This is a genomic window from Acidaminobacter sp. QWL-03 (assembly GCF_058683855.1).
Genome location: NZ_CM178752.1, coordinates 1,516,454 through 1,541,422, shown reverse-complemented (window position 1 = coordinate 1,541,422; position 24,969 = coordinate 1,516,454). Strand labels below are relative to the sequence as shown.

Genomic DNA, 24,969 nt, shown 5'->3' with positions numbered 1-24,969 from the left:
TACTTCTGAAGGGACAACCTTTAAGGAGTGCGTTTTTTGGTCCTCTTTGTGGTAAGATAATCTTGGTACCCGTTACTGGGTGCAATCAACTCTCTTTTTGAAAGGGTGGTCGCCCGTGGTTGAAATGATTGTAAAGGCATTGCTTGAACGTATGCGGATGATGATGAATCCAAAATATGACAAAGCCCTGTCGGTCCTCGACATGGTGTATTTGGAGAAAGCGTTGAACGCGCCTGTGTTTGAGGCGCGCATGAGCCACTTGGTCCGCCAGAAATCCTACGGCGCCCTGGCTGTGTACAATCTGATGAAGCCACTGCTCGAACGCTTGGCGGGTGACGAGTGGGTCGAGGATATGCTCGCCTACTGCCATGATTTCAGCATCAACTTGTCCTTTCCAGGGACTGTTGAACGCAATGAGACCCCAAAACTCAATGCCATAGCCAGGATTTATCTGATGGCACTGATGATTTTGTCCGAAGAGCAGAAAGACTCCAGGGACGGTACATGGGAATCCCGATATGCCATTCGATTTCTGACAGAAAAAGAGATTTCGGGGCTTGAGGATCCCTCCGAGTACCTTCGGTTCAAAAAGTATTATGAAGACGACTTCGTCTATGAAATGATGAAGCTGAACCAGGCACTCACGGGGTATACAACGCTGGATCATGTCTGTGGCGTGCATCATCTGGCAGTGAAAATTGCGCGCCAGCTCAAGTATGCCCAGGTGCCCATCGATTTGGGCAGGGTGTCGGGTGCGGCCGCCGGCCATGATGTTGGCAAATATGGATGCCGCGGTGACGAAATAAAGCGTGTCGCCTATTATCACTATTATTACACCGGCAAGTGGTTTGAGGAGAGGGGCATTACTTATATCCGAAACGTCGCCATCAACCACTCCACCTGGGATCTGGAGGTTGAAAATCTTTCGCTGGAATCCCTGGTCCTGATTTATTGCGATTTCAGAGTCAAGTCGGATGACGACAACAACATGCGTTTCTATACCCTCCAGGACTCCTTCAGGGTTATCCTGGACAAACTGGACAACGTAGACGAAGCCAAAGAAAACCGCTACAAAAGAGTGTACAGCAAGCTGCTCGATTTTGAGGACTATATGCATCATCTTGGGGTCTGCACCGATCCAGATGTGGCGGACGATTTCAGCGCGCCTTATAAGCGAAAACGTGTCCACTATTCGTTGATTCACGGGGATGCGCTGGTGACCCATGCGAAATTCACTTCCATTGAACACAATATTCTCCTGATGCACAGTCTCAGGGATGAAACGACCTTGAACCGCATGCTGGAAAGTGCCCGGGGACTTGAAAACGCCAACGATCTGAGAGGATACATAGACATCCTGGAGGATTACAATACCTATCTGACCATAAAGCAAAAGCAGATCGTCATCAACTTCCTCTACAGCAAGCTCATTTCTTCCGAAGAGGATGTGCGCAAGCAATGCGCGTTCCTGATGGGCGTTCTGATCGCCAACCTGGACGAAGCGATCCGCAAAGAGCTGCCGCCGAGCGCGGTCGTGGAGAGCCACGAAGAAGAAAGCGTGGACATGTTCAGGCGTTATTTGAACAGGATGCTGGATCCGGAGCAAAAAATCATCGGTAAGCATAGAGGCTGGATCGCCTACAGTATTCAAAACATGCTGCGCAGTTATTTCACAGCTCAAACGGATCTCGAGAAGCGCCGTGCCAGCATCCGGATTCTGTTTGAGGTCTACGAGCACTTCGCGGGGGATGCGGACAAACGGCAGTATATGCTGAATTCTTTCCGGGCGCTGCCTGTTGAAAGCATGGAAGACACGAGTACCCACCTGATGCGGGACGTTATTGCGGGTGCCTTGAGATCGGACAATTTGATTTTGAGGATCAACGCCATGAACGTATTGTCGGATCTGTTCCAAAATCCTGAGCTGGTGCCGGACAGGGCATTCTTGATAGACAGCCTGAACGCCATGGAAGAAGACGATATGCATATCGCTGAACGCTATGCGAGGGTGAGGATTCTTGAAACCATCGGCCAAGGAAACCGACTTGAATTTATACACCGCATTTTCCGGGAAGGCGGCGGTGAGATTTCGGATGTCTTCCTCAGCAACCTGAAAACGGCGACCCATGATATCATCAAGAAGTACCAGATTCACATGCTCCTGGATTATGCCACTCAGATCAAGCATTCGGAAGCGTTTTACACGGCCATGCACTTCAGCAACCTACTGAAGGTCAGTGCTTTTGAGTCCGTGCGAAATACGGCCGGCGCCGGGTTGATCCGCCTGATCGACGAATTGACCTTTGAACAGCGCAATGATATTGTCATCGAGCTGCTCAGGGCTCTTGAAATGGAGAGCTACCAGTTTACCAGGTACATCCCGGAATACTTGGGCAAGATCATTCTCAGTGTCAAACCAAAGGAACTGGATGAAATCCTGGACGATTTCAAGGATAAAATGAAGCGGTCCAATGCGCAAATAGGCATGCTGATCGCCAAGACGGTCGGCGTCATGATCCGCAATTACGGGTTGTACAAGGTAGTCAACGGTGAAGAGGACAAGGTTTACAGGGAACGGCTCTATACTATGCTGGGCATCTTGCTGAATGGACTGGTCAGCTATATTCCAAGTGTCACAGAAGCCGCAATGGGCGTTATAGGCAAGGATATCTTCGGCGATCGTGCTATGCCGACTGAGGACAAGCTGCTGCTTTTCAAGATGGCCATCAAGAAAATTCTGACGCTCCATCACAATACGGACGAAACCAAAGAATTGATTTTCCTCAACAATTCTTCGGGGCTCAAGCACATCTACCACTTTATTTCGGATTACCAGCACAACCAGGGGAAAATTGAGATTCCGGTCAAGGATCGCGTGGCGTTTTTCCCGGGTTCCTTCGATCCGTTTTCGCTGAGTCACAAGCAGATTGCCCGGGACATCAGGAATTTGGGCTTTGAGGTTTATCTGGCCGTCGACGAATTTTCCTGGTCAAAGCGGACTCAGCCAAATCTGATCCGCCGCGAAATCATCAAGATGTCCGTGGCGGATGAACTGGAAATCTATACTTTCCCACGAGACCATGCCATCAATATTGCCTACCCGCCAGACCTGGACTTTATTCGAAAGGTGTTCGCCCCGTCGGAGGTCTATATTGTCGTGGGCAGCGACGTCATTCACAACGCCTCGGCATATCGAATCGGGCAGGCAAAAGCGGCCATCACTTCTTTTCCGCACATAGTGTTCGACCGCCGGATAGATGGCGGAGAACTCGAAGACGAGGTCTTAAAAGACAAGATGGCGGCGCTTCCGGAGAACAGCATCGTCCTGTCCCTGCCGCCTCAGTACGAACTGATCAGTTCAACACAGATCCGGAATTATATTGATGATAACAGGGACATCTCCGAGCTTGTGGATCCCCTCGCTCACCGATATATTTACGAAAAGGGCCTCTATCAGCGGGAGCCGCAGTTTAAGGAAACCATGACCACCAAATCGCTCAACGTCGAAATTGTGACAGAGCCGGACGAGACGCTGCTGCGCTGTTTGGCAGACTACGTTGGTCAGGAGCCGGAGCAGTTTGTGGAAAAAATCAGAGAAGCGTCGAAGCTGACGGATTTCAGAATGCTGATTGTCCGCGGCATGGAGAGCGACGTGCCGCTGGTGGGCTTCTCATGCTTCCACTGGCTGAGATCTGCGAACATTTACAAGGAATTCAGCAGTGAAATGCTTATGAATACCATTCGGGATGAGTGCATGGGACGGATTATTGTCATTGATGGCATCTATGCCACGGAGAATCGGATGCACCGCAATCCCAAACAGATGCTCCTGACAGAGACACTGGCCTTTTGCCTTGCCAAGGACTATACGAATGCGCTTTTCAGAGATGTCGTCACCGGCCGGATTGATCAGGATATGGTTGAGATTCTCGAACTCCAGGGCTTTTTGCCTTTGGAGAGCGACAATCCAGGCGAGATCGTTTATACTGTCAACATGTCGTCTCCATGCACGTTAAATCTGGACATCAAATCCTTGATTAAGGACCCTTACAAAAATTCCGAACGCGTCACAGCTGCCATCCTGAGAGCCAGAAAGCGCCTTCAGCGCGCCATGACCAGGCTTTATCCGGGACATCTCGTCCTCAGCTTCGACCGGTCAATGATCTATGAAAGTCTGATCAAGAAGATTTGTGATGAGAACCAAGTGCCTACAACGCCGATGGTTCCAAGACAGCTGGGTGAGTACATGTGCGTCCCATTCGGCGATATTTTAAAGCGCTGGATCATGCCGAATACAGTCACCAAGGCCATACACGTGGAAAAATACTTCAATTATTCTTTGGAAAACTACAAAATCGAAGCCTACCCTTATTACCTGGATTTGGACAACCAGACAAACATGCTGAAGTCCTTCAATCGACCTGTTATGATGGTGGACGACATCCTGGACAAAGGGTACCGCATCAAGGAAATTGAACCGGTCATGAGACGCCATGACGTCAAAATTCAGAAGATATTTGTTGGTGTGCTGTCAGGCAGAGGCAAGGCCTTGATGGAATCCAAAAACATTGACATTGAGACCGCTTACTTTATACCGAGAATCCGGGTCTGGTTCAATGAAGGCAAAATGTATCCTTTCATAGGCGGCGACGCAGTCTGGAAATCTGACGCACCGGAACGAAACATGATCCCGTCCGTCAACCTGATCCTGCCTTACGCATCGCCAAGTTTTATCAAAGGGGCGAGTGTCACCAGTATCTATCAGCTGTCGGAGACCTCCATTGAAAACAGCAGGGAAATATTGATGGCCATTGAGGAAGAATACCAAAGGGAGAACGACCGACTGCTGACGTTCTCCAGGCTGGGTGAAGTCTTTGTCTATCCGAGATTCCCTGACAAAGGCGAGGACATCCGTTATGATGTGAACCGGAAAGTCAGTGAATACTTGGAGCTCGACCTCGAGAATCTGAGAAAACTTAAAAAAATGCTGGTGGTGGATAAAACTTGAGACTATATCGTTATGAAGACTGTTTGATTTTAAGTGAGCAGAGCATCAAATCTCTGGAAAAGAACAGAATTTTCCCCGAACCGGATGATGATTTTGGAGATATTCATGCCCTGTACTATGCGATCCGGACAGGCACCCATTCCAAAGTGCTGACGCGTTTCGTGGATGACAGTGACGCCATGGAGGACAAGGAAACCCTAAGCTATCTGGTGGATCATAAACGTGGCAGGAGCATTGTTTCAGAGCTTGAGCCATATCTGCCTGTTCATCTCATTCAAGCTTTAAGATCTTTAAAGGCTTTTTTCATCAACATAGACTCACCTCGTTGGATGGAGGCGCTCGGCAGTGCGCCCCTCTCAAGACCGGCTAAGATCAATATCATGGGCCTTGGTGATGTGGGCAGTACCCTTGCTATAGGACTCTTGCTGCAAGGGGAGAAGAGTGTTGCTGAAATCGGGCTCTATGACCTTGACGAAAAACGCATCGAGCGCTGGGTCATTGAGCTGGGTCAGATCGCTCGAGGCTCTGGCGACAATTTTCCAAAAGTTCGCGGACTGAAGCATGATGAGCTTATGGACTGCGATGTCTTTGCCTTTACGGCCACGGCAGGCATTCCGCCTCTCAGTGTCACCACTGGAGATGTAAGAATTATCCAATACGAAGGAAACTCTAAAATAGTGGACGAGTATGCACGCCTGGCTCGACGAAAAGGCTTCAAAGGCTTGTTCGCCGTGGTGTCTGATCCTGTGGACCTCCTTTCCCGTCGCGCCTATGACACCTCCAACCGCAATGAGCACGGCACTTTTGACAATAAGGGCCTGCTGCCGGAACAGGTTATGGGCTTTGGCCTTGGCGTCATGTACGGGCGTGCCCGGTACTTCGCCAGAGAGCTGGATTTCAATTTTGAGCATGGCAGAGCCTATGGTCCTCATGGAAAAGGACTGGTGATTGCCAACGATGCTTTGAGAGGACAATATGATCCAATGGTCTCTGAAAAGCTGACGAAAATGACGGTTGAAGCAAATCTGAGGATCCGTGAACTGGGGTATAAACCCTATATCGCACCTGCGCTGGCATCTGGTGCTTTGTCAATTCTGGATGCCCTGGAAGGCCATTGGCACTATAGCTGCGTCAGCGTTGGAGGCGTATATTTTGGCTGTCGCAACAGGCTGACCCCTTACGGGCTCGAAGTTGAGCGTAAAATGCTGGATCCCAGGTTAGTACGGCGTATAATGGACGCTTTTGAGGAGCTGGAAAATCAATGGAGATTCTTACAGTCATCAGCCCTGGTCTAAAAACCGAAAAGTTAAAAAAGATGATTTTGGATGTGGCAGCTGGTGCGGGCTGCAGCATGGAGCTCGTGACTCGCAGAGAAAACTGGCCTGTGGATTACAGAGGAAAAAAGCTGCTGTTCGCTGTGGAACTGGATGAGGTAGGCAGTGATTTTGAATTTATGTCTTATCTTAAGGTGCTTGCGGCGTCTTCGCCAGACTTTGAAGGCGCTCATGCGGCGCTGCTCCTGAACGCCTCGTCAGAGCTATTCAGCAAGACATTCGCAAAACTTGCGATTTTCAATCTTAACAGCATGGGGCTTGGATTTATTGGAAAGCCGCTGGTTGAAGCGCTTCCGGATGATATCAACTTAAAGACCTGGCAGAGACATCTTCCGGGGACGCGCCCGGAAATTCTGAAAAAATTGTGCAGTGATCTGGGACTCAGGTTGAGTCAGTCCAAGACAGTCAGACTTGAGAGACTGCGCCTTATGGTCATTCACAACAGCGACATACGAACTTCCAATACCCTGATGCTGACGCATATGGTGATTCAGAGGCTGGCGCAGCGACTGGGCGAGCGGCTTCAGGTTGAGGAAATTCGTATGGAGGAGGGGACGATTCGGGATTGCCGGGGGTGTACCTTCCATACCTGCATGACCTTTGCGGAGCAAAAGGCTTGTTTTTATACCGGGGATAACTTCGATAAAATATTTGCTTCTATTGAGGATACCGACGCCATTGTCTGGGTATGTCCCAATTATAATGACACGATCAGTGCGACGCTGATGGCGACGATCAACCGGATGTCCGGGATCTACAGAACCGTACGTTTGGATCACAAGCGGATTTACGGGATTGTGGTCTCGGCGAACTCCGGTGGTGACAGCGTCGCCATGCAGCTGATTGACGGCCTTTGTCTGAACAAAGGATTTATGCTGCCGCCGTATTTCGCATTGATTGAAATTGCCAATGAGCCACTGAGCGTACTGAGAAATAAAGGGATCGACACCAGAATCGACGCTTTTGCGTCGCGGATTGGGCTTTAGAGAAGCAGGGGAAGTGCGGTAGCTTGGATTGTGGGACCACTTAGGTTGGTGATCAAGGTCCAAGTTACCCTAAATTTGCACTGCTTTTTCTCTGACTCAAAAAATATTTGTTGTTTGAAGTTCGCCGTTTTGAGGGTCTGAGAGGGCTTGACCAACCTGTTAGGGCAACATAATATCGCGGTTGCCAGTTTCTGGTCTTGAATTTTCAGAATATTGTGATATAATGAGACCATACAAAAAGTTAAGAGATCAGTTACTTGCTAGTGTACTTTAATCCCGTAAAGGCGTTAAGTTCACCAATAGGTCAATTGAATCATCTTAATTTTTTCGTATTTTTGAAGCTCACCGAGTAAGGAAAGGGGTGGTTCCACCAAATACAAATGCAGAAGTATTGAGTTTGATTTCGAGTGGCCATTCGTCTTTTCCGTCCCGACGCTCTAACCATTAAGTTTGGTTGGCGATTCGGCAGCCTAAACGGCATGTTGATGTGACGAGTGACTCTGCGAAACGCACATCAACACAAGCAAGCACCTGTATTACAAGCAACACCTGCATTACAAGCAACACCTGTATTACAAGCAACACCTGTATTACAAGCAACACCTGTATTACAAGCAACACCTGTATTACAAGCAACACCTGTATTACAAGCAACACCTGTATTACAAGCAACACCTGCAATACAAGCAATGCCTGCAATACAAGCAATGCCTGCAATACAAGCAATGCCTGCAATACAAGCAACACCTGTAATACAATCACCATCAGCAACACTTTAAGATCTGTAATACCTCAACACCGTCAACATCATTATGAATCAAAGTTTTAAAATCAACACCATTTATAATCAATAAAGGTACCTGAATTAACTTTTTTAGCACGTAATACCGCTGTACAGCAAAAGAATGACCCGCAACACATCAATAATCAACACATCAATACCGGCACTACCAGTACCATTAAGTTGATTTTGTATTGGCAATACCGGAATATGAAAGTTTGTTTCAAAAGCAATAAAGCAGTTAACAATTGAATAGCAATAAAGCAACAAAGGTTTTTGAATGACCATGATGTTGACAGCAATGCGTTTTAAGAATTAAAGTAAGATTAAGCGAAGTTAATGCAGTTTGCAGTGGTTGGCGCTACATCAACCCTCTAGGTAAGTCGGTGAGCATAAGTATCAACACTCGAGTGGAAAAATTTAATTGTAAAGGAACATCGTGTTTTGGAAATTGAAATGTACAGTTAAAGGCACGCTCCGTTAGTAACTGGGAACGTGCCTTTAGCTTTTTTTGTGAGTTTGTCAGCTTATTTCTTGCGTCTCAGGTAAGGATCCTGGCGCAGCTGTTTGTGGATGATCTTCCACTTGTTTCGCATTTCATTTCTAAGCTCAGGATTCGTTTTGCTTTCGATATATTTAGCTTCGCGCTGAAGCTTCTGGTAGTGGTCCAGTTCTCTTTGCTCCAGCACTTGAAGTTCAATCGCTTCGAGAACGGCGCACCCTGGCTCATCGATATGACGACAGTCCTTGAAGCGACAGTTTGCCGCCAGTGACTCAATCTCTTCAAAGGTAGTCTCGACGCCACTGTCAGTCCGCCAGAGTCCAAATTCTCTCATTCCCGGGGTATCCAGCAGATAGGCTCCGCCTGGCAGCTGAATGAGTTCCCGGTGGGTTGTGGTATGTCGTCCCTTACCGTCGCCATCACGAACTTCTTTGACTTTCATTGTTTTTTGGTGGGTCAATGCATTTACCAAAGATGACTTGCCGACGCCGGATGCCCCTACAAGCGCAAGTGTCGCGCCTGGGTGGAGCCATGGGGAAAGCCCTTCAAGTCCCTCGTTCATCAGTGCGCTGATGGCTATGACGCTGACGCCGTGGAGTCTGGTTTGAAGATCTTTCACGACCGTTTCCCACTGCGGACATAAATCCCGCTTAGTCAGCAAAATCACCGGCACACCGCCGCTGTCCCAGGCGGCGCTTAAGTACCTTTCAATAGTATTAAGCCTCATATCAGGGGTTACGGGCAGGGCGATCAGGACATAATCAAAATTGGCTGCGACGACCTGTTCCACGAAAGCGGTACCAGCAGCTTTTCGCACCAGAGCGCTGCGGCGTTCAATTAAACCGTCAATTAAAGCGAGCGTCTGATCTTCAGAAAATTTTAGGCCAACGTAATCCCCGGTCACAGGGTAATCAGAAGGGGAAAGCGCGTTGTGGCGAAATCTCCCGGTCAAATCTGCCTGCAGTTCTCCTTTGGCGCTGACAACACGCCAGGCATGGCCGTAGGATGCGATAACTCTGGCTGGCTCCAAGGTATCTCCGTAAGTTCGGATCCATTGACTTTTAAGACGTTCATCCATGAAGAACGTCATTGATGTTTGATTCAATATAAAACCTCCAATATCCAAAAAATAAAAATGAACGGGCTGACCCCGTTCGGCATAGGATAAGTCATTCTTCAGACAGACACGACAAAAAGAGGGTAGCCTCATCATGCTTTGTGCTGCCTTTAGAAAAAAACTTAGACGAAAGGTTGGTGGACCAGAGCAGCTGTCCCGCTCTGCGCGTTATTGTCAGATCGCAATATCCTCAAAAGTCACTCGCTGCGTCATAAAACAACACTCCTTTCGCCCGGAGGCGCAAATTAATAACTGCTTCGATATCAGAATAAAACAAAACCGGAGCAGTGTCAAGCATAATAACTTGACGCGGCTCCGGTTCAACATAATAGTTACTTAAATGCTGCGAGTTCGAAATTATCCAGCCATATAATGCTTCCCGGCGCGCTGAATTGGAGCTTCATGGCGGTGATTCCGTCGTAGTTGGATTGAATTGTAACCATTTCCCAGTTTGAAGTCGACTGTGGCATTAAAGTCAGCTTTTTGGTGAATTTTAACCCGTTGTCGTTATAGCCAAAGACTGTGAGGACGACGCGGTCTGTCTCGCTGGATTTCATCCAGAAGGAAAGCGCTGTTGAACGATTGACATTCAACCCATCCAGGGACAGCTGTGCTTGATCCGAGTCGGTCATATCCAGTTTGAGTGAGGCGGTTCCGGTTCTGGAAATTTTTTCGTCATAGCTGACATTAGCGCTGACATTTGAGGTCTGAATGCCGCTCAGAGGGTTGTCTGCTCCAGTGACCGTCACCTGTTCGCCTTCTGCCGATGGTATTGCTGCACCCTCAGAAAGTTCGTGCTCCATAACTTGACTGTAGGCGTTGCTCCAACGGTAGCGGTCTTTAACCATAAGCGTCACTTTGTACTTGCCTGCGTTCTTAAAGGACACCGTCAAATCAAATTCGTCAGAAGAGAGCAGCTCTGTGCCATCCTTTTCGATTCGCCATGATATCTGGGTCAGTTTATTGTCAGAGCCTGAAACGCTGCTTTTATTGATAAAATGATAAGTACCGTTATCCATCTGGGTCTCAAAACGTGCGACCGGAGCCTTTCTCACAAACAATCCCGTCAGGATGTTGAAGATTCCAAAGAGGACCAGACAGGCGACTGCAATGAGCAGCAGCCAGGCAATCCATTTGAACTGCCTTTTCTTGACTAGTTTTTTCTTGGGCGGGCTCGAGCGCCTGGCAGGTTCTTCGGAGATAAAGAGATTATCAAGTTCTATACCAATAGCACCGGTACGAGAATCCTCGCTTGAATTGCCTGGGCCTTGACCTGATGATCTCAGTGGTGCGGTCCTGACACCTCCTGCAGATGCCCCTAAAGCAGCCGTGCCGGCAGCTGCAGCGCCTAAAACTGCCGCGCCCGCGCCAATACCGCTGGTGGCGTTGTAATCTGTCTCTGAACGGCTATTTTTTGGATGCAAGCTGATACTGCTCTCCGCTTCTCCGGTAACCCCTGCCCCGGCGATTGATCCTCCGGCGTCTGAGTCGGCATTCTCTGGAGTGGTCGTGTGAATGGTCCCGGCAACGCGTTCGCTTGAAGCCATGAGCCCTGCAAAAGTGCCTCTTGCGGCTGAAATGGAAGCAATGGCACCCACGGCCAGTCCGGTGATCAGGTTTTGGATCCCGTCTGATTCAAACTCCTCGTACGCCGCGACCTTTGGTTTCAAAATCTGGTTGAGAACACCAGAAAGCTTTTTAGTGACTGCCGATGGTTCAAGTTCCGGATTGAAACCACGGTCAAGGACAATCAATTCTTTAGGTTCAAGTCCTGTATCCTGAACGACAAACTGATTAAGGTCTATGAGCAATGACTGGATTGCTGGCGGCAGCCCCTCATAGGCAGCGGCCTGATCCAGATAGAATTCAGCCAGTTTCATCCTGTCGCTTGGGAGAAGCCGCGGAGACTCAATCAATGCAGTGAGCGGCGCACCCTCCGGGTAAGCGGTTACCACGACCAGTTCAGAAACGGTATTTTCAATATGTACCAGATTTTTAAGCGAGCGCTTCAAGAGTAAATAAAGGCTCTCATCAAAGGTGTCATCCCGGTAAAAGCGGTTGATGACCACGATCTCATCAGGAGATAGCTTAGACGTTCCCATCAGAATACGCTGTCTTGAATTTTGTTCAAAGACTTCTTTTATGTCAAATAGTTCCATGAACGCTTCGCTCATGTACTTTCACCCCTCAACTATCCATTTTCAGTGACAGGCCTTTTGAATATTATATAACAAATTATCGGTGCTGATAAGGTTGTATTGTAAATTCAATGGTTCCCATGGATTTACCATGAATTAAACCACAATTTGAGATGTGGGTGCTGCTGCAAAAACGGAAAAATTTTGCTAAACTGAAAGTTAAGAAAGCAGTTACTTTGTCGACGAAACGGAGGAGCAGAAATGGTTCAAATATTACACTTAGGGGATTGTCATTTTGATGACGCCTATTATTTAAACAGACCTGAACGCAAGCGCCTCCTGGATGAGTGCCGGGAAGAGGCACTCAGAGCGGCAGTGGAGACAGCGGTCGACCGGCAGGTGGATCTCTTTGTGTGGGCGGGGGATTTACTGGACGGCGAGCGGCGCATCAGCTTAAAAACCAGAGGTATGCTGGAGCAGGCGCTTTCTGATCTGAAACGCGCCAAAGTGGAAATAGCTTGGATGACAGGAAATCATGATCCAAAAGCCTATTTGGAGGCCCAGTCACTGGATCAGCTACTGGAAGCCTATGGCGTTCATCTGTTTGACGGCAAAGTGCGGGAAGTCATGCTTAAGGCCCAAAATGGCACACCTTACAGAGTGGTTGGGTCGGGACATGAAGAAAGAGGGTTGGTGGAGAATCGTGTCAGAACCTACCCTGTTAAGGCGGATGGCGTGCTGACTATCGGCCTGCTTCATGGCTCTGTGCAAGGGTCCGCGTTAACCGTAGGCGGTACTCACAAGGGAGTGACTGCTGAACTGCCGCCCGGGCTCGAACCGGGGGATCTCTATTTTCCGTGTACAAAAGCGGACCTGGCGCGGCTTGGGTATGACTTGATCTGCCTGGGACATGTTCATGTGCCCTATAAAATCGAGATGTCAGGCACTGCGGCATTTTATGCCGGCAGCTTGACTGGACTGAGCCATAAAGAGGCGGGGTCTCATGGCGCCTGGATCCATACCCTTGGGCATGGTGCGGTTACAAGCCGGTTTCTTGAACTTTCGACCCTGGAGTGGAAAACCATTCAAATCACTGTGACACCAGAGTTGTCATTGGCGCAGTTTGTCGATCTGGTTCAGTCGAAAACGGAGACGCAAATCACGAATCCGGGATTGGCACCCTATTTGGAGCGGTTTGACAATGGCAGTCCCGTACGCAGTCGCAGCGGCGCTGATGAACTGTCAATTTCTAATCGTAGAAGCCGTCTGATGCTGAGACTTTCGATCAGCGGCGTGAACGACACAATACTGACGGCTGTTCGCCATGATCCGGATACCCTTCGGGACCGGATTGGAAATGCGGTGAATGCTGCTGAAGTCGAAATAGGGTCGGAGATGGTACCGGAGCGGGTTCTGGAGCTTCAACGGACGGGGGATACCTTTGCGGCGCATCTCATCACTTGTCTGGAGGATCCGGAGTTTATGGCGAATTTGTGGACCGCTTACGCTCAGCGTGCCCTGACTTTTGAGACTGAGAGGGTGGAGCGCCCGGGAGTCGAAGACGACAATGGCTTCAGGACGGGTTTGAGTGTTGAGGACAGTGAGGCGCAGCTGCTTGAGGATGCCCTTCATGACCTCTGGCCCCGCTGGATGCAGTCGTCGAGACGAATGGGCGGTGATCAGGCATGAATCTGACAGAACTGAAACTGGAAGGCATAGGCGGCTATGAGCAGTCAAAGACCTTCGAATTCAAGCCCGGCCTGAATCTTCTCGTTGGACCGAATGAGGCTGGTAAATCCAGCCTGAAGCGTGCGGCAGAGATTGCGCTGGTGGGATTCAGATCTGCCCAGGATCGGCATATGGATTCTGAGCAGGCCCGGGTGGAGGCGCGTTTCTCAACAGAGAGCGGCGATGTCCGGATTTTGCGCGCCTATGGTAAACGGATGAATGGCCAGCGCATTTCCGAAGCGGATTCGGAAGCGGTAAGCATTGGCAACGGCGCAGCCTTTGATGGCATGGAACCTGAGGTGTTCGCGTCCTTGTTTTCCATAGGCGTGGATGAACTGAGCGAACTGAGGACTCAGGATTGGGAGACGATCGAAAGCAGATTGGTGGGGCATTTGGCATCGACGGGCATGGCGCTGCCTTCTGAAGTGCTGGATCAGCTGTCCAGGGAAATGTCTGCGATTTATCGCGAAAACGGCCGGGGCAACTTTGAACTGAAAGCGATCTTGTCGGCACTGAGAACCAAACGGGAGCAGCGTTTGGCCGCGGTCACGGCCATGGATGCGGAAGCGGGACTGGATCAGCAGATCGCGGAGACCTCGCTCCGACTTGAGGCCGCGGAATCGGAAGCGCGCTTGTGGCAAAGCCGTGCGGATCAGATTCATCAGCGTCCGGACTTATTGGCGCTGGTTCGGGAGATCCAGTGGTACACTCAAAAACTCGAGGCGCAAGATGACTTGATTTTGCCGGATCGTGAGGCCTTTGAGGTCTATGAAAAAAACAGGCAGTGTATGGAGGCAATAGTAGAGCCTGAAAACAGGACTAAAAAATCCGCAGTGGGTTTCTTGGGCGCCGCGGCAATCCTTTTGTCCGGCATGCTTGGATTGAGTGCTGTACTGCGTATCCCTTACCTCGCTTTTGCGGGAATAGCGGCAGCTATTATCCTGACCTGGAGAGGGCTGAAGGACAACCGGCAAGCGTCACTTCTGGAGCGTCAGCGCCGCGAGATGGAGCGGGAAGAAGCGCGTTTTATCCAGGAATTGCCTTTTCAGGGTTCGCTCGCAGTGGAAGAAAGCCTTGCGCTGCTCGAACTCAGAGAGAAGGAAGCGATTCTGAGGACCCGCTTGAACGCGGATTCGGATTACACGCGGTTTAGCGCATGGCTGCCAAATCAGCCTCTGGAGGAGGCCCAGAGCTTCGCAATGAAGGCACGGCTTGAGTTGGCCGCCCTTGAGAATCGCCGTCTGGCCCTCGAACTGAAGTCGAGGCGCCAGGAGATCGCCGCGGAAATTGAGGATGTGGAGCGGGAGATTCTCAGCCTCGAACGCCGTCAGTCCAAGTGTGTCTCTGAATGGAACCGCATGCTTTTAGAAAGCCTGATTGTGGCGTCGGCAGACCAAGCCTTCAGATCCCGCCGCCGCTATGATTTTCTCGCCGAGTCCACGGTGTATTTGAAAAAACTCACAAATGAACGCTATACCGCGCTTCTGGCGCGGGCGGAATCCCCCGGCAGGTTTATGGTGGAAGGGCCGGAGGGCCTTAAGCCTGTGGATGGACGACTCAGCCGCGGCACTCAGGAGCAGGTCTATCTGGCGCTTAAGCTGGGGTTGGTGGATGCCCTCGATCCCGAGGGAAACTGGCCTGTATTTTTGGATGATGTGGCAGTCAATTTTGACCGCGTCCGCCGCAGCGGACTAGACGCGCTGCTGGAAACCATTTCAAAACGGCGCCAGGTATTTTACTTTACCTGCCGGGATGATCTTCCGGCGCGCCTGGAGGCAAATTTGATCCGGATGGGATGAAGACAGGTGTCGAATCATGAAAAAACAGGGTTTGACAACAGAACAAATGTTCGATATACTAAACGCATCAAAGGTCCTGTGAAAGAAGGTGAATCTCGTGAAAATCGTTGCGAAACCCGTTGAAATGATTGCCTATTTTGAAGAGGATGGCGGGGCCATCCGACCGGTCAGGTTCCGTATGGAAGAGGAGAATGAACGGCGCGTGACCGTCAAGGTGGATCAGGTGCTCTGCGTGGAGCGCGAGAAACTGGCGGGACACCCTATGTTCGTGTATCGCTGTCAGAGTGAAATTGAAGGGGTCGAGCGCGTTTTTGAACTCAAGTATGACATTGAGGCCTGCAAGTGGATGCTGTTCAAGATTTAGCCCTAAAGCTGCTGTTTGGAGTCTTTTTCGGAATTCCGCAGAAGGTTGGGGGATCATCATAGGCAATGTTAAAAAAAATATCTCTCTTTCGGCGAGTCTTTCCGTATATCGGGGTATATAAAGAACAACAAATCCGTAAGAGGGGGGTCTGACCCATGAGCGTCCATCATTTTCATTACAATTTTCGAGAGGCGTTGACCAAAAAGTTGAAAGAGCAATTTGCGGAGGATATTGAAAAATATCGTCATGAAATGACTCGGGTTCAGCAGATTGACGAAGCGGAGCAACTCATCTTCGACTATTTTGGGAGACTGGCTGAGGACCTCGAAGATGTTTTGGCGGTCTCAGACGGCAGTGTCGGCTTTGAAGGCCCTGAAGGCGACACCATTATCCGCTTTTCCGTTCGTGAAAATTTCATCCGCTTCACGCGCCGGGACAAATTTATTGAGGTTAAGATAGGCAAATATGATGCTGTGGATGATATGGTCGAATCGACCATACTGGGCTATGTCGTCGCCGGTGAAAAAAAGGCGCAGACCAGACGTGTAGGCAAAGTGCACGGTGGCTCGACCTTTGATGAGAATACGCTGAACTCCTATATGCGGGAAGCGTTTGGAAATTTGTTCCACGAATTTAAAGTCGAAGAGGAACACAAGCCTGAATAGACTTTAGGATGAAATGTAAAAGGACTGTCTGAAAAATGCCTTATAAAGCGCATTGCCAGACAGTTCTTTTTTCAGTGGTGTGAGGCTATGTAGGGTGACTCTAAAGCGCGGAGCGCATCATAGGATAATCCTCGTCTCCAACGCCGCCCATGACCGGCTGAATCCCGGTGTGGAGGAAGGAGCCGCGCTGAATGACGCTGTTGCCGTATTTGAGGCGAAGGTCATCAATGGTTTTATCCAGCGCGCTGCGGGCAAGGGCTTTCGGGTGATCGAAAAACGACAGCTGCTGTGCCGTCTTTGGTGAGAGGTCACTGACGCGAACGCCAACGTGACGAAGGGCTGCACCGGTCCAGAGGTCGTCAAACAGGCCGCAGACTTCCCGGTACAAGTCATCTGTGGAATCGCTGCGGTAGAGCAGTTTTTTTTGATGGGAAAAATGTTCAAAATCCGAATGGCGGATCGATACGGAAACGAGGCCGTAGGTCAGCCCTTTGTCCCTGAGGCGCATGCCGACCATTTCCGAAAGGGACAGAAGGTACAGTCGGGCAATTTTGCGATCCTCCACATCAAAAGGAATGGTGGTGGAGTTTCCAATGCCTTTGACCCCGTCACTTTCCGATTCCAGCATGCCAGCGCTGTCTATGCCGTTGGCGTAATTCCAGATCACGTCGCCATGCTTTTTGAACCGGATCCGCAGCAGTGTCCGGTCGAACCGCGCGATCTCGCCAATGGTGCGGATGCCCATGCGGTCGAGCTTCTCCTTGGTGGCGCGGCCCACCATAAACAGGTCGCCGGCCGGGAGCGGCCACATTTTCTCCTCAATTTCCTCCGGATACAGGGTGTGGACCTGATCAGGCTTTCGAAAGTCAGAGGCGACTTTGGCCAGGAGCTTGTTGACGGAGATGCCTATGTTGACGGTAAAACCCAGCTCCATCCGGATTCTGTTTCGGATCTCATGGGCGACTTCCACCGGGCTTCTGCCGCCAAGGCGTACGTCGGTCATTTCCAGGAAGCACTCATCAATGGAAAACACCTGAACACGGGGTGAATAGTCTTTCAGGATTTCCAGCATGGCGCGGTGGCAGCGGATGTAAAGCCCGTAGGTCGGGCGAACCAGAACGAGATTTGGGCATTTGAGGAGCGCGGCGCCCACACTTTCGCCGGTTTGTATGTTATAAGTCTTGGCGGGGATGGATTTCGCGAGAATGATTCCGCGGCGCTTGGTGACGTCGCCGCCCACCGCGGACGGGATGCTCCTCAGATCCAGAGTTTCTCCAATCTGCAGGCGGTAGGCGGCCTCCCAGGATAAATAGGCGGAGTTCACGTCGACGTGAAAGACAATGCGCGAAGCTGACATGAGAGGATCTCCCTCCTTTGTAATTTTGGTAGGGTGAAATTTGGGGTCTGAGATGAAACTGGGTGTCAGACACCCGGTTTCTGTCTTCATTTTAACAGAACAAACGTTCTGTTTCAAGGTGAGAAAAAATATTGCGGCTGCCTTTCAAATGAGGAACCAATGGTTCGCGGCGGGCGTCTAATGCTTTGCTTGGAAGTCTTTTGCCTGAATGGGAGGTTAGCCGGAGGTGCTGGATTAAGTGACCATCGGCAAAAAAATCTTGAGTTATTGAGAAAAATTAATATTGTTATGGAATTATCAGGGGTAAAAATGTAAGGCTGTGAAAATCAAAAGTCGAAATACGGAGGGGTGGGATCGCCTTGGCCGCAATTGAAGTCAAAGAGCTCAGAAAAGTTTATCGCTTAGGTCACGAAAAAGTGGTGGCCCTCGACAAGGTCGACCTTGAAATTGAAAAGGGTGAAGTCTGCTGTATCCTTGGCACCTCGGGCTCGGGGAAGTCGACGCTGCTCAACATGATGGCGGGGCTGGAAAAACCCACCAAGGGTACCATTGAGATAGAAGGACACCGCATCAGCGCCATGAACGAGGCAGAGCTTGCCCGCTTCAGGCAGCAGAATGTGGGCTTCGTCTTTCAGTCCTATAATCTGATCGCCTCCCTCAATGCACTGGAAAACGTTATGATGCCGCTAATGTTTCGCAGAGTGCCAAAGGGCGAGCGCGAGGAAATGGCCATGGATATTCTGATGAAGGTCGGGCTCGAAAAATATATTGCCCACAAACCCAATCAGATGAGTGGCGGGCAGCAGCAGCGGGTGGGCATAGCCAGGGCATTTGTGGGCTCTCCGAACATCATCTTCGCGGATGAGCCAACGGGCAACCTGGACAGCAAAACTTCGGAGTCGGTTATGGAGATTATGCTGGGGATGGCGCGGCAAAACCACCAGACACTGGTGATCGTCACCCACGACCCGGAGGTCGCCGCCTTTGCAGACAAAGTCGTCCATATCAGGGACGGCAATATTGAATCGGTCGAAATCATGAGGGGAGAAGTGAAGGAATATGTTCATGCTTAAACGAGTGATGGCCCTGGGCCTGATGCTGGTCATGCTGCTGACAGGGGTGCCGGTGCCGAGTGCTGCGGCGGACGTGGGCACCAGCCAGTATATTCAAAAAGTAGGCACTATGACTACTTCGCTTTCCACCAAAGTGACTTCGATCCGAACGGATTCGACTTTTGCGCTGGTGCTGGCTTTGAGTCATTCGGATGAGACGGCCTATCAGAGCGTGGCCATCAGCAACGCTGCTCTAGGCACCTTTAGTCCGCTGAGTGGGCTTGCGGGGATGTCGAAGGTGACGTCGCCATCGGCAGCGGTTCTCTCTGGGCTGGGAATTTCGAGCGAGGACGGCGCCAATTACGACATTTACAGAATTGACCTCCGCTACAAGGGCAACGGAGAGGCAACGCTGCCGATAGTCATCCGAACCGCTGACGGGACCACGGAGGAAACCATTGTCGTTCCCGGCATCCGAACCGTGGAGGAGGACCCAGTGACGGAAGTGCCGGTCTACCAGCCGGTCATACGCGTCAAGGAATCCACGACGACGCCGCTGATGCTGTCCGGCACAAAAGCGACGCTGGAGATTCCGCTGACCAACATCTCGGACGACGACGCAAAAAATGTCATTGTGACTTTCGCGGATCCCGGGACCACGCCATTTAAACTCGACCAGAGCGTGACCCATGACACAATTGACCGGCTGCGTTCGGAGGACACGGAGATCGCGAGATTCGACGTCGTGGTGTCTCCAACGGCGCAGACGCGCCTCTATGCCATCAAGCTCAATTTGCAGTACAAGGATTCTGACGATAAGCCTCATACGGATGCCAGCCTGGTTTACTATGTGCGGGTGAAGGCGGCGAATGTGGAGCCGACCATCGGCATAACGAACTATAGGTTTACGGGGGATAAGGTGGTCGCCGGGGTCAAAGATCAGATCGCGCTGGTACTGGAAAACGCCGGAACCATTGATGCCGGAGATGTGCGGATCAAGCTGACGGGCTTTGACGCAGGCAATTTGAGGCTGGACGGGGACATGGAGACGAAGTTTGTGGGGATTATTGGCGGAAAGCGGACGTCGGTGGTGACGTTCAATATTTTGGCGCCGTCCGGGGCCGCAAGTGGGACCCACGAGCTGACGGCGGAGATGACCTATATTGATTTGGACGGGAAGGCTTATACGACGACTTCCAAGATTTATGTGCCTATTGAGGGCAATGAGCTCAGCACGCTGGACATGAAGATTTTGAACCTGTCCAGGCCAAGGGTGGTTAGCGCCGGCGGGATTTTCTCCGTGTCGTTCGAGGTGAAAAACGAAGGGCGTTCGGACGCGGAGCTGGTGGAGGTCGCTATGGAATACCCTAGTGAGGCAGTGGTGCCTAAGACGTCGCCGAAAAGGACGTTCAGAACCATTGCTGCGGGGGCGTCGGAGACGCTGACGTTCACGTTCCAGGCTCGGGAAGAAGTCACGGCGAATTTTTATGATTTATATGCAGTGGTGAAGTACAGCAGCGTCGGGAAAGAGGAGCAGCTGCAGATTCGGGAGTACGCCGGGGTATCTATTTTGGGCTCTGGCGGCGCGGATGGCGGGGCTTCCGGCAGGCCTAAAATTATCATTCGGGATTATGGGATTGGCGGGGACGCTGTGCTGGCAGGCACGGAATTTGACCTGCAGCTGGATCTTTACAATACCAGCAGCAGCGAGGGCATTCGCAATATCAAGGTGACCCTGAAGCCGGAGGAGGGCGTGTTTTCGCCTATTGATATGGCGAGTTCATTCTTTATTGAAGCTATGGGTCGGCAGGAGATGCTGTCGAAGGTCGTGCGGATGCGTGTCAAGAACGACGCGGCGGTGAAGGCGTACGCCCTGACGGTGACCTTCGAGTACGAAGACAGCAAGGGCAATGCTTACGATGATCAAAAGAATCCTTATAAGGAAGAAGAGGTTGTCAGTATTCCGGTGATTCAACCCGTGCGGCTGGAAACCTCTGAGATTGGGCTTCCGTTTGAGGCCTACGTGAACAATCCGGTGCCGCTGTCCTTTGAGTTTTATAACCTTGGAAAGTCCACGTTGTATAACATGATGGTCAAAGTGGAAGGGGAAGGTGCTTTCCAGATTCAGGGTTCCAATTATTATGTGGGCAACTTTGAGGCGGGGAGAAGCGATTATTTTGACACGACGCTGATTCCAATGGCAGAGGGCGAGGCCGCGGGCATGGTCGTCTTTGAGTACGAGGATGCCAACGGTGAGGCCGGCCGTATTGAAAAGCCATTTTCTGTCAATGTCATGCCGGATCCAATGAGTGTGCCTGGCGAAGGTATTCCTGGAGAAGAAATTCCGGGAGAGGGTATTCCTGGAGAGGGCGGACCAATGCCGGGTCCGGGATCCAAGCTGGTGATTCTGGCAATCCTGGGCGCTATGGCTGCGCTTGTGGGCGGCGTCATGATCTGGAAGCGCAGGGCTGAGAAAAAACGCGCGGCTGAAATTGAGGCGGTGGAGGACAATGAATAGCGCGGATTTGATTTCAATGGGCGTCAAGAATCTGCTTCGCCGTAAGACGCGGACGATTCTGACCGTTCTGGGGGTTGTCATAGGAACAGCTTCCATTGTGGTCATGATGTCCCTGGGGATTGGCATGAACCGGAATTTTGAGGAGCAGCTCAAGAATATGGGCAGTCTCAACATCATAGATGTCAGCCCAAACTGGGGCTATGTGGAGCCGGGCATGCCGGCACCGGGGCCGGGCGCGGGTGAAGCGCCGAAGCTCAATGATGAGACGGTGGCTATAATCGAACAGATTCCTGGTGTGGATGCGGTGATGCCTATCATGTATCAGGGGATGCAGCTGAACGCCGGTCGTTATTTCACGTATCTCAACTTGAATGGGATTGACATGAGCAAGTCGGATTTTTTCGACTTTCAGGTAGAGCAGGGCGCTTTGCCCGATGGTTCCGGAAAATACGAGTTATTATTTGGCAGCGGCATCAAGGATTCGTTCTATGATCCGAAGTCCCGTGTCTATACGGGACCGCCGCAGGTGGAGCTGATGACGGCGCGGCTTCTGGCGCTGCCGGACAACGTGGACATCACTCAGCGTCCGAGAGGCGTCAAGGTTCAGGCTTCCGGTATTCTGGTCCAGAGCAACAACGAGCGGGACTGGACGGTTTATATGGACATCACTCAGATGACCAAGCTGAAGGAAGAGCTCGCCAAACTGTCGGGCAATAATGGCGGCGGCGGAGGAGGCGGCCGCGTCAGGCCGGATCCGAACGCGGACAAATATGGACAGCTCAAGGTCAAGGTTAATGACCTGAACAAGGTCCAGGAAGTGCAGCAGCAGATCAAGGATATGGGGCTTCAGGCCTGGAGTCTCTCGGACATCCTGGAATCCATGAAGCAGACGACGGCCGGGATCCGGGCGGTACTTGGCGGTATAGGTGCCGTGTCGCTGTTTGTAGCGGCGCTGGGGATCACGAACACCATGGTCATGTCGATTTATGAGCGGACTCGTGAGATTGGCGTCATGAAAGTGCTGGGCGCGGAGCTGCCGGTCATCAAGAAGCTGTTTTTGTTTGAGGCTGGGATGATTGGCTTCTTCGGAGGGCTTTTGGGGCTGGTGCTGAGTTATTTGATTTCCTGGCTGGTCAATTCTGTGGGGGTGAGCCTCTTCAATATTGGATGGGGCGAAACCACAGGCGGGATTTCGTTTATACCGCTTTGGCTGAGTGGCGCGGCCCTGGTGTTCGCGACTGTTGTGGGTATAGCCGCTGGTTTTTATCCGGCACTGAGGGCTATGAGGCTGAGTGCGCTGGAAGCTATACGCAATGAGTAAGGTGAAAAACGTGTGACCGGTAAGGCTGGTCACGCGTTTTTTTATATGGAAGCGTTACCTTCAGACATTTAAATTGTGTCTGAATTGTGTGAAGCTCTGGCACCAAACCAAAAACCGTCCGCGTCCCCAAATTGAAAGTTGTCCGCGTCACCAATATTGTAGGAAATGTGGTACAATGAAACAGGGCCAGAGGGCCTGAAATCATTATTGCTGAATGGGGTGAACCATTTGAAGATAACATCCAATTTGCCGTTTGTGGCCGCAGACGGACAGGTGTATTATGCGTACGATTTAGAAGAACGGCCGTTTCAAGGCAAGACCATTTATGAGGTCATCCGGATCATGAAGGGCAAACCGCTGTTCATGGAAGAGCACCTTGAAAGGCTGAAGCAATCCGGGCTGACTTTAGGCATGTCTATGGAAGGTATCGAAGCGGCTGTCGCAGAAGACATGAAGCAAGTCGTGGCCCACTGTGAGATTGAGGACAACAACTTAAAAATTGTCGCAGGCTATCTCGAAAGCGGCGCTTTCAGCTATGTGGTCTTTCCTGTCAAGAGCTTTTATCCGCCTGAAGGTTATTACGAAAACGGCGTCAAGACAGTGCTGATGCACGTGGAGAGAGAAAATCCAAACGCCAAGGTCATTAATACTGAGCTCAGCGCTAAGGTGGACAACCTGAGGGAAACCTCGGACATCTTTGAGGGTTTGCTTGTGGACAGCGGGGGCCGCATCACTGAGGGCAGCCGCTCCAACGTCTTCTTCATTAAAGGCGACCGCCTGCTGACACCAAAATCCAGTCATGTGCTGCTGGGGATCACGCGGCAGAAGCTGCTCGCGGTCGTTCAAGAACTGGGCATTGCCTTTGAGGAAACCGAAATCAGGGCTTCAGAGGCGCACCTTTTCGACGCCTGCTTTATCACAGGCACGTCCATAGGACTTTTGCCGGTGGCGCAGATCGACGATCAGAAAATCAACTCACCTGGAAATCCGATCCTAAAAAAGCTTCAGGAGGGCTATGACCGCATTGTCCAAAACTCGCTTGAAAAAATCGACTGGGAGTGAATTCGCCTTGAATCCTGTACATGAGAGATTTCTGAAATACGTTAAAATTGATACCGCTTCTGATCACCACTCCGACACCACGCCTTCCACAAAAAAACAATTTGAGCTCGCGAAACTCCTGGAACAAGAGATGAGAGCCATGGGCCTTAAAGAGGTCAGTTTGGACAATAACGGCTATCTTATGGCTGTACTCCCGGGCAATGCGCCCAAAGCACCGGTCATTGGCCTGATTGCCCATATGGACACCAGCCCGGACTTCACGGCGACTGGGGTCAATCCACAGATCATCAAAAACTATGATGGCGGAGACATTCTTCTAAACCAAGAGCAAGCTATCATCATGTCGCCGAAGGACTTTCCGGAGCTCCTGAAATACGTGGGTCAGGACCTCATCACTACTGACGGGACCACACTTCTCGGTGCGGATGACAAAGCCGGCATTGCGGAGATCCTGAGCGCGGTGGAATTCTTCATGGCAAATCCCGATATACCGAGAGGGGACCTCAAAATAGGTTTCACACCAGACGAAGAAGTTGGCCGCGGCGCGGATCATTTTGACGTTGAAAAGTTTGCCGCTGACTTCGCTTACACCCTGGATGGCGGAGAACTCGGCGAACTGGAATATGAAAACTTCAACGCCGCCTCTGCGACGGTGAAGTTTCACGGCCGCAACATCCACCCCGGAAACGCCAAAGACAAGATGGTCAATTCACAGCATCTGGCCATGACTTTTAGCGCCCTGCTTCCGGCGGCAGAGCGGCCTGAGCACACCACAGGCTATGAAGGCTTCTTCCACCTGAATGAAATGAAGGGCGACGTTGAGCTTACCGAACTCCACTACATCATTAGGGACCACGACATGAAGAAATTTGAGGCGAGAAAAAGCCTAATGACTGAAGCGGCAAACTTCATGAACACGAGATACGGCGCCGGCACGGTCGAGCTGATCCTCAAGGACTCCTACTTCAACATGAAAGAAAAAATCCTGCCGGTGATTGAGATCGTGGAAGAAGTCAAAGGCGCCATGGAAGCGGTGGGGGTCAAGCCTCTCATCAAGGCTATCCGTGGCGGTACTGACGGCTCGCGGCTCTCGTACATGGGCCTTCCGACACCGAATATTTTCACGGGCGGTCACAATTACCACGGCCGTTTTGAGTACATTCCAATGGCCTCCATGGATAAAGCCGTTGAAGTCATAGTCGAAACGGTTCGCCGTTTCGCTGAAAAGGCGGTTTGA

At 51.0% G+C, this 24,969-nt stretch carries 16 protein-coding genes; 13 read left to right on the top strand and 3 right to left on the bottom strand.

From position 1 onward, the window contains the following. Positions 1-124 precede the first annotated feature (124 nt). From AC4PHM_RS07035 to AC4PHM_RS07020, 4 genes are all read left to right on the top strand, one after another. Positions 125-5,008, top strand: coding sequence for a cytidyltransferase (locus tag AC4PHM_RS07035; protein WP_492020477.1), 4,884 nt, complete (start codon positions 125-127; stop codon positions 5,006-5,008). After that, on the top strand, positions 5,005-6,303 hold the full coding sequence (locus AC4PHM_RS07030; RefSeq protein ID WP_492020190.1) for a lactate/malate family dehydrogenase: 1,299 nt from the start codon (positions 5,005-5,007) through the stop codon (positions 6,301-6,303). The genes AC4PHM_RS07035 and AC4PHM_RS07030 overlap by 4 nt, the downstream gene beginning before the upstream one ends. Then, positions 6,270-7,328 carry a flavodoxin family protein gene (locus AC4PHM_RS07025; RefSeq protein ID WP_492020189.1) on the top strand — a complete coding sequence of 353 codons (1,059 nt, stop codon included), beginning with the start codon at positions 6,270-6,272 and terminating at the stop codon, positions 7,326-7,328. Before AC4PHM_RS07030 ends, AC4PHM_RS07025 begins: the two co-directional genes overlap by 34 nt. A gap of 494 nt (positions 7,329-7,822) precedes the next feature. After that, positions 7,823-8,107, top strand: a complete 285-nt coding sequence (locus AC4PHM_RS07020) for a hypothetical protein (RefSeq protein WP_492020188.1) — start codon at positions 7,823-7,825, stop codon at positions 8,105-8,107. Positions 8,108-8,636: 529 nt separating this feature from the next. Here the strand turns inward: AC4PHM_RS07020 and rsgA are convergent. Beyond that, positions 8,637-9,716 carry a ribosome small subunit-dependent GTPase A gene (gene rsgA / locus AC4PHM_RS07015; protein WP_492020187.1) on the bottom strand — a complete coding sequence of 360 codons (1,080 nt, stop codon included), beginning with the start codon at positions 9,714-9,716 and terminating at the stop codon, positions 8,637-8,639. 344 nt (positions 9,717-10,060) lie between these two features. Continuing rightward, positions 10,061-11,902, bottom strand: coding sequence for a hypothetical protein (locus AC4PHM_RS07010; RefSeq protein ID WP_492020186.1), 1,842 nt, complete (start codon positions 11,900-11,902; stop codon positions 10,061-10,063). A gap of 225 nt (positions 11,903-12,127) precedes the next feature. Between AC4PHM_RS07010 and AC4PHM_RS07005 the strand changes: the two genes are divergently transcribed. The 4 genes from AC4PHM_RS07005 to AC4PHM_RS06990 all read left to right on the top strand — a co-directional run bounded on the left by AC4PHM_RS07005 (position 12,128) and on the right by AC4PHM_RS06990 (position 16,422). Continuing rightward, positions 12,128-13,555, top strand: coding sequence for a metallophosphoesterase family protein (locus AC4PHM_RS07005; RefSeq protein ID WP_492020184.1), 1,428 nt, complete (start codon positions 12,128-12,130; stop codon positions 13,553-13,555). Then, positions 13,552-15,393 carry an ATP-binding protein gene (locus AC4PHM_RS07000; protein ID WP_492020183.1) on the top strand — a complete coding sequence of 614 codons (1,842 nt, stop codon included), beginning with the start codon at positions 13,552-13,554 and terminating at the stop codon, positions 15,391-15,393. Before AC4PHM_RS07005 ends, AC4PHM_RS07000 begins: the two co-directional genes overlap by 4 nt. Before the next feature lie 97 nt (positions 15,394-15,490). Continuing rightward, positions 15,491-15,757 carry a hypothetical protein gene (locus AC4PHM_RS06995; RefSeq protein ID WP_291403149.1) on the top strand — a complete coding sequence of 89 codons (267 nt, stop codon included), beginning with the start codon at positions 15,491-15,493 and terminating at the stop codon, positions 15,755-15,757. 155 nt (positions 15,758-15,912) lie between these two features. Beyond that, on the top strand, positions 15,913-16,422 hold the full coding sequence (locus tag AC4PHM_RS06990) for a hypothetical protein (RefSeq protein WP_492020182.1): 510 nt from the start codon (positions 15,913-15,915) through the stop codon (positions 16,420-16,422). A 100-nt stretch (positions 16,423-16,522) separates the two neighbouring features. Here AC4PHM_RS06990 and AC4PHM_RS06985 read toward each other — a convergent pair whose 3' ends face one another. After that, positions 16,523-17,779, bottom strand: a complete 1,257-nt coding sequence (locus AC4PHM_RS06985; protein ID WP_492020181.1) for a DNA polymerase Y family protein — start codon at positions 17,777-17,779, stop codon at positions 16,523-16,525. Positions 17,780-18,138: 359 nt separating this feature from the next. Here AC4PHM_RS06985 and AC4PHM_RS06980 point away from each other — a divergent pair, with 359 nt between their 5' ends. The 5 genes from AC4PHM_RS06980 (at position 18,139) to pepT (ending at position 24,969) form a co-directional block, all read left to right on the top strand. Further along, positions 18,139-18,852 (top strand): ABC transporter ATP-binding protein, encoded by a 714-nt coding sequence (locus AC4PHM_RS06980; protein WP_492020180.1) that lies wholly within the window; start codon positions 18,139-18,141, stop codon positions 18,850-18,852. Then, a complete protein-coding gene (locus AC4PHM_RS06975; RefSeq protein ID WP_492020179.1) occupies positions 18,845-21,349 on the top strand; it encodes a COG1361 S-layer family protein in 2,505 nt (834 codons plus the stop codon). The genes AC4PHM_RS06980 and AC4PHM_RS06975 overlap by 8 nt, the downstream gene beginning before the upstream one ends. Next, a complete protein-coding gene (locus tag AC4PHM_RS06970; RefSeq protein ID WP_492020178.1) occupies positions 21,342-22,670 on the top strand; it encodes an ABC transporter permease in 1,329 nt (442 codons plus the stop codon). The genes AC4PHM_RS06975 and AC4PHM_RS06970 overlap by 8 nt, the downstream gene beginning before the upstream one ends. A 228-nt stretch (positions 22,671-22,898) precedes the next feature. Next, positions 22,899-23,732: an aminotransferase class IV gene (locus AC4PHM_RS06965; protein ID WP_492020177.1), complete on the top strand. Its 834-nt coding sequence runs from the start codon at positions 22,899-22,901 to the stop codon at positions 23,730-23,732. A gap of 7 nt (positions 23,733-23,739) precedes the next feature. Further along, on the top strand, positions 23,740-24,969 hold the full coding sequence (gene pepT / locus AC4PHM_RS06960; protein WP_492020176.1) for a peptidase T: 1,230 nt from the start codon (positions 23,740-23,742) through the stop codon (positions 24,967-24,969).

Excerpts from the sequence above, each read along its gene's own strand:
- AC4PHM_RS07000 (WP_492020183.1), top strand. The coding sequence starts at position 13,552 with ATGAATCTGACAGAACTGAAACTGGAAGGCATAGGCGGCTATGAGCAG.
- AC4PHM_RS07005 (WP_492020184.1), top strand. The coding sequence starts at position 12,128 with ATGGTTCAAATATTACACTTAGGGGATTGTCATTTTGATGACGCCTAT.
- AC4PHM_RS06985 (WP_492020181.1), bottom strand. The coding sequence starts at position 17,779 with ATGTCAGCTTCGCGCATTGTCTTTCACGTCGACGTGAACTCCGCCTAT.
- AC4PHM_RS07035 (WP_492020477.1), top strand. The coding sequence starts at position 125 with ATGATTGTAAAGGCATTGCTTGAACGTATGCGGATGATGATGAATCCA.
- AC4PHM_RS06970 (WP_492020178.1), top strand. The coding sequence starts at position 21,342 with ATGAATAGCGCGGATTTGATTTCAATGGGCGTCAAGAATCTGCTTCGC.
- AC4PHM_RS06975 (WP_492020179.1), top strand. The coding sequence starts at position 18,845 with ATGCTTAAACGAGTGATGGCCCTGGGCCTGATGCTGGTCATGCTGCTG.
- AC4PHM_RS07010 (WP_492020186.1), bottom strand. The coding sequence starts at position 11,902 with ATGAGCGAAGCGTTCATGGAACTATTTGACATAAAAGAAGTCTTTGAA.
- AC4PHM_RS06990 (WP_492020182.1), top strand. The coding sequence starts at position 15,913 with ATGAGCGTCCATCATTTTCATTACAATTTTCGAGAGGCGTTGACCAAA.
- AC4PHM_RS07025 (WP_492020189.1), top strand. The coding sequence starts at position 6,270 with ATGGAGATTCTTACAGTCATCAGCCCTGGTCTAAAAACCGAAAAGTTA.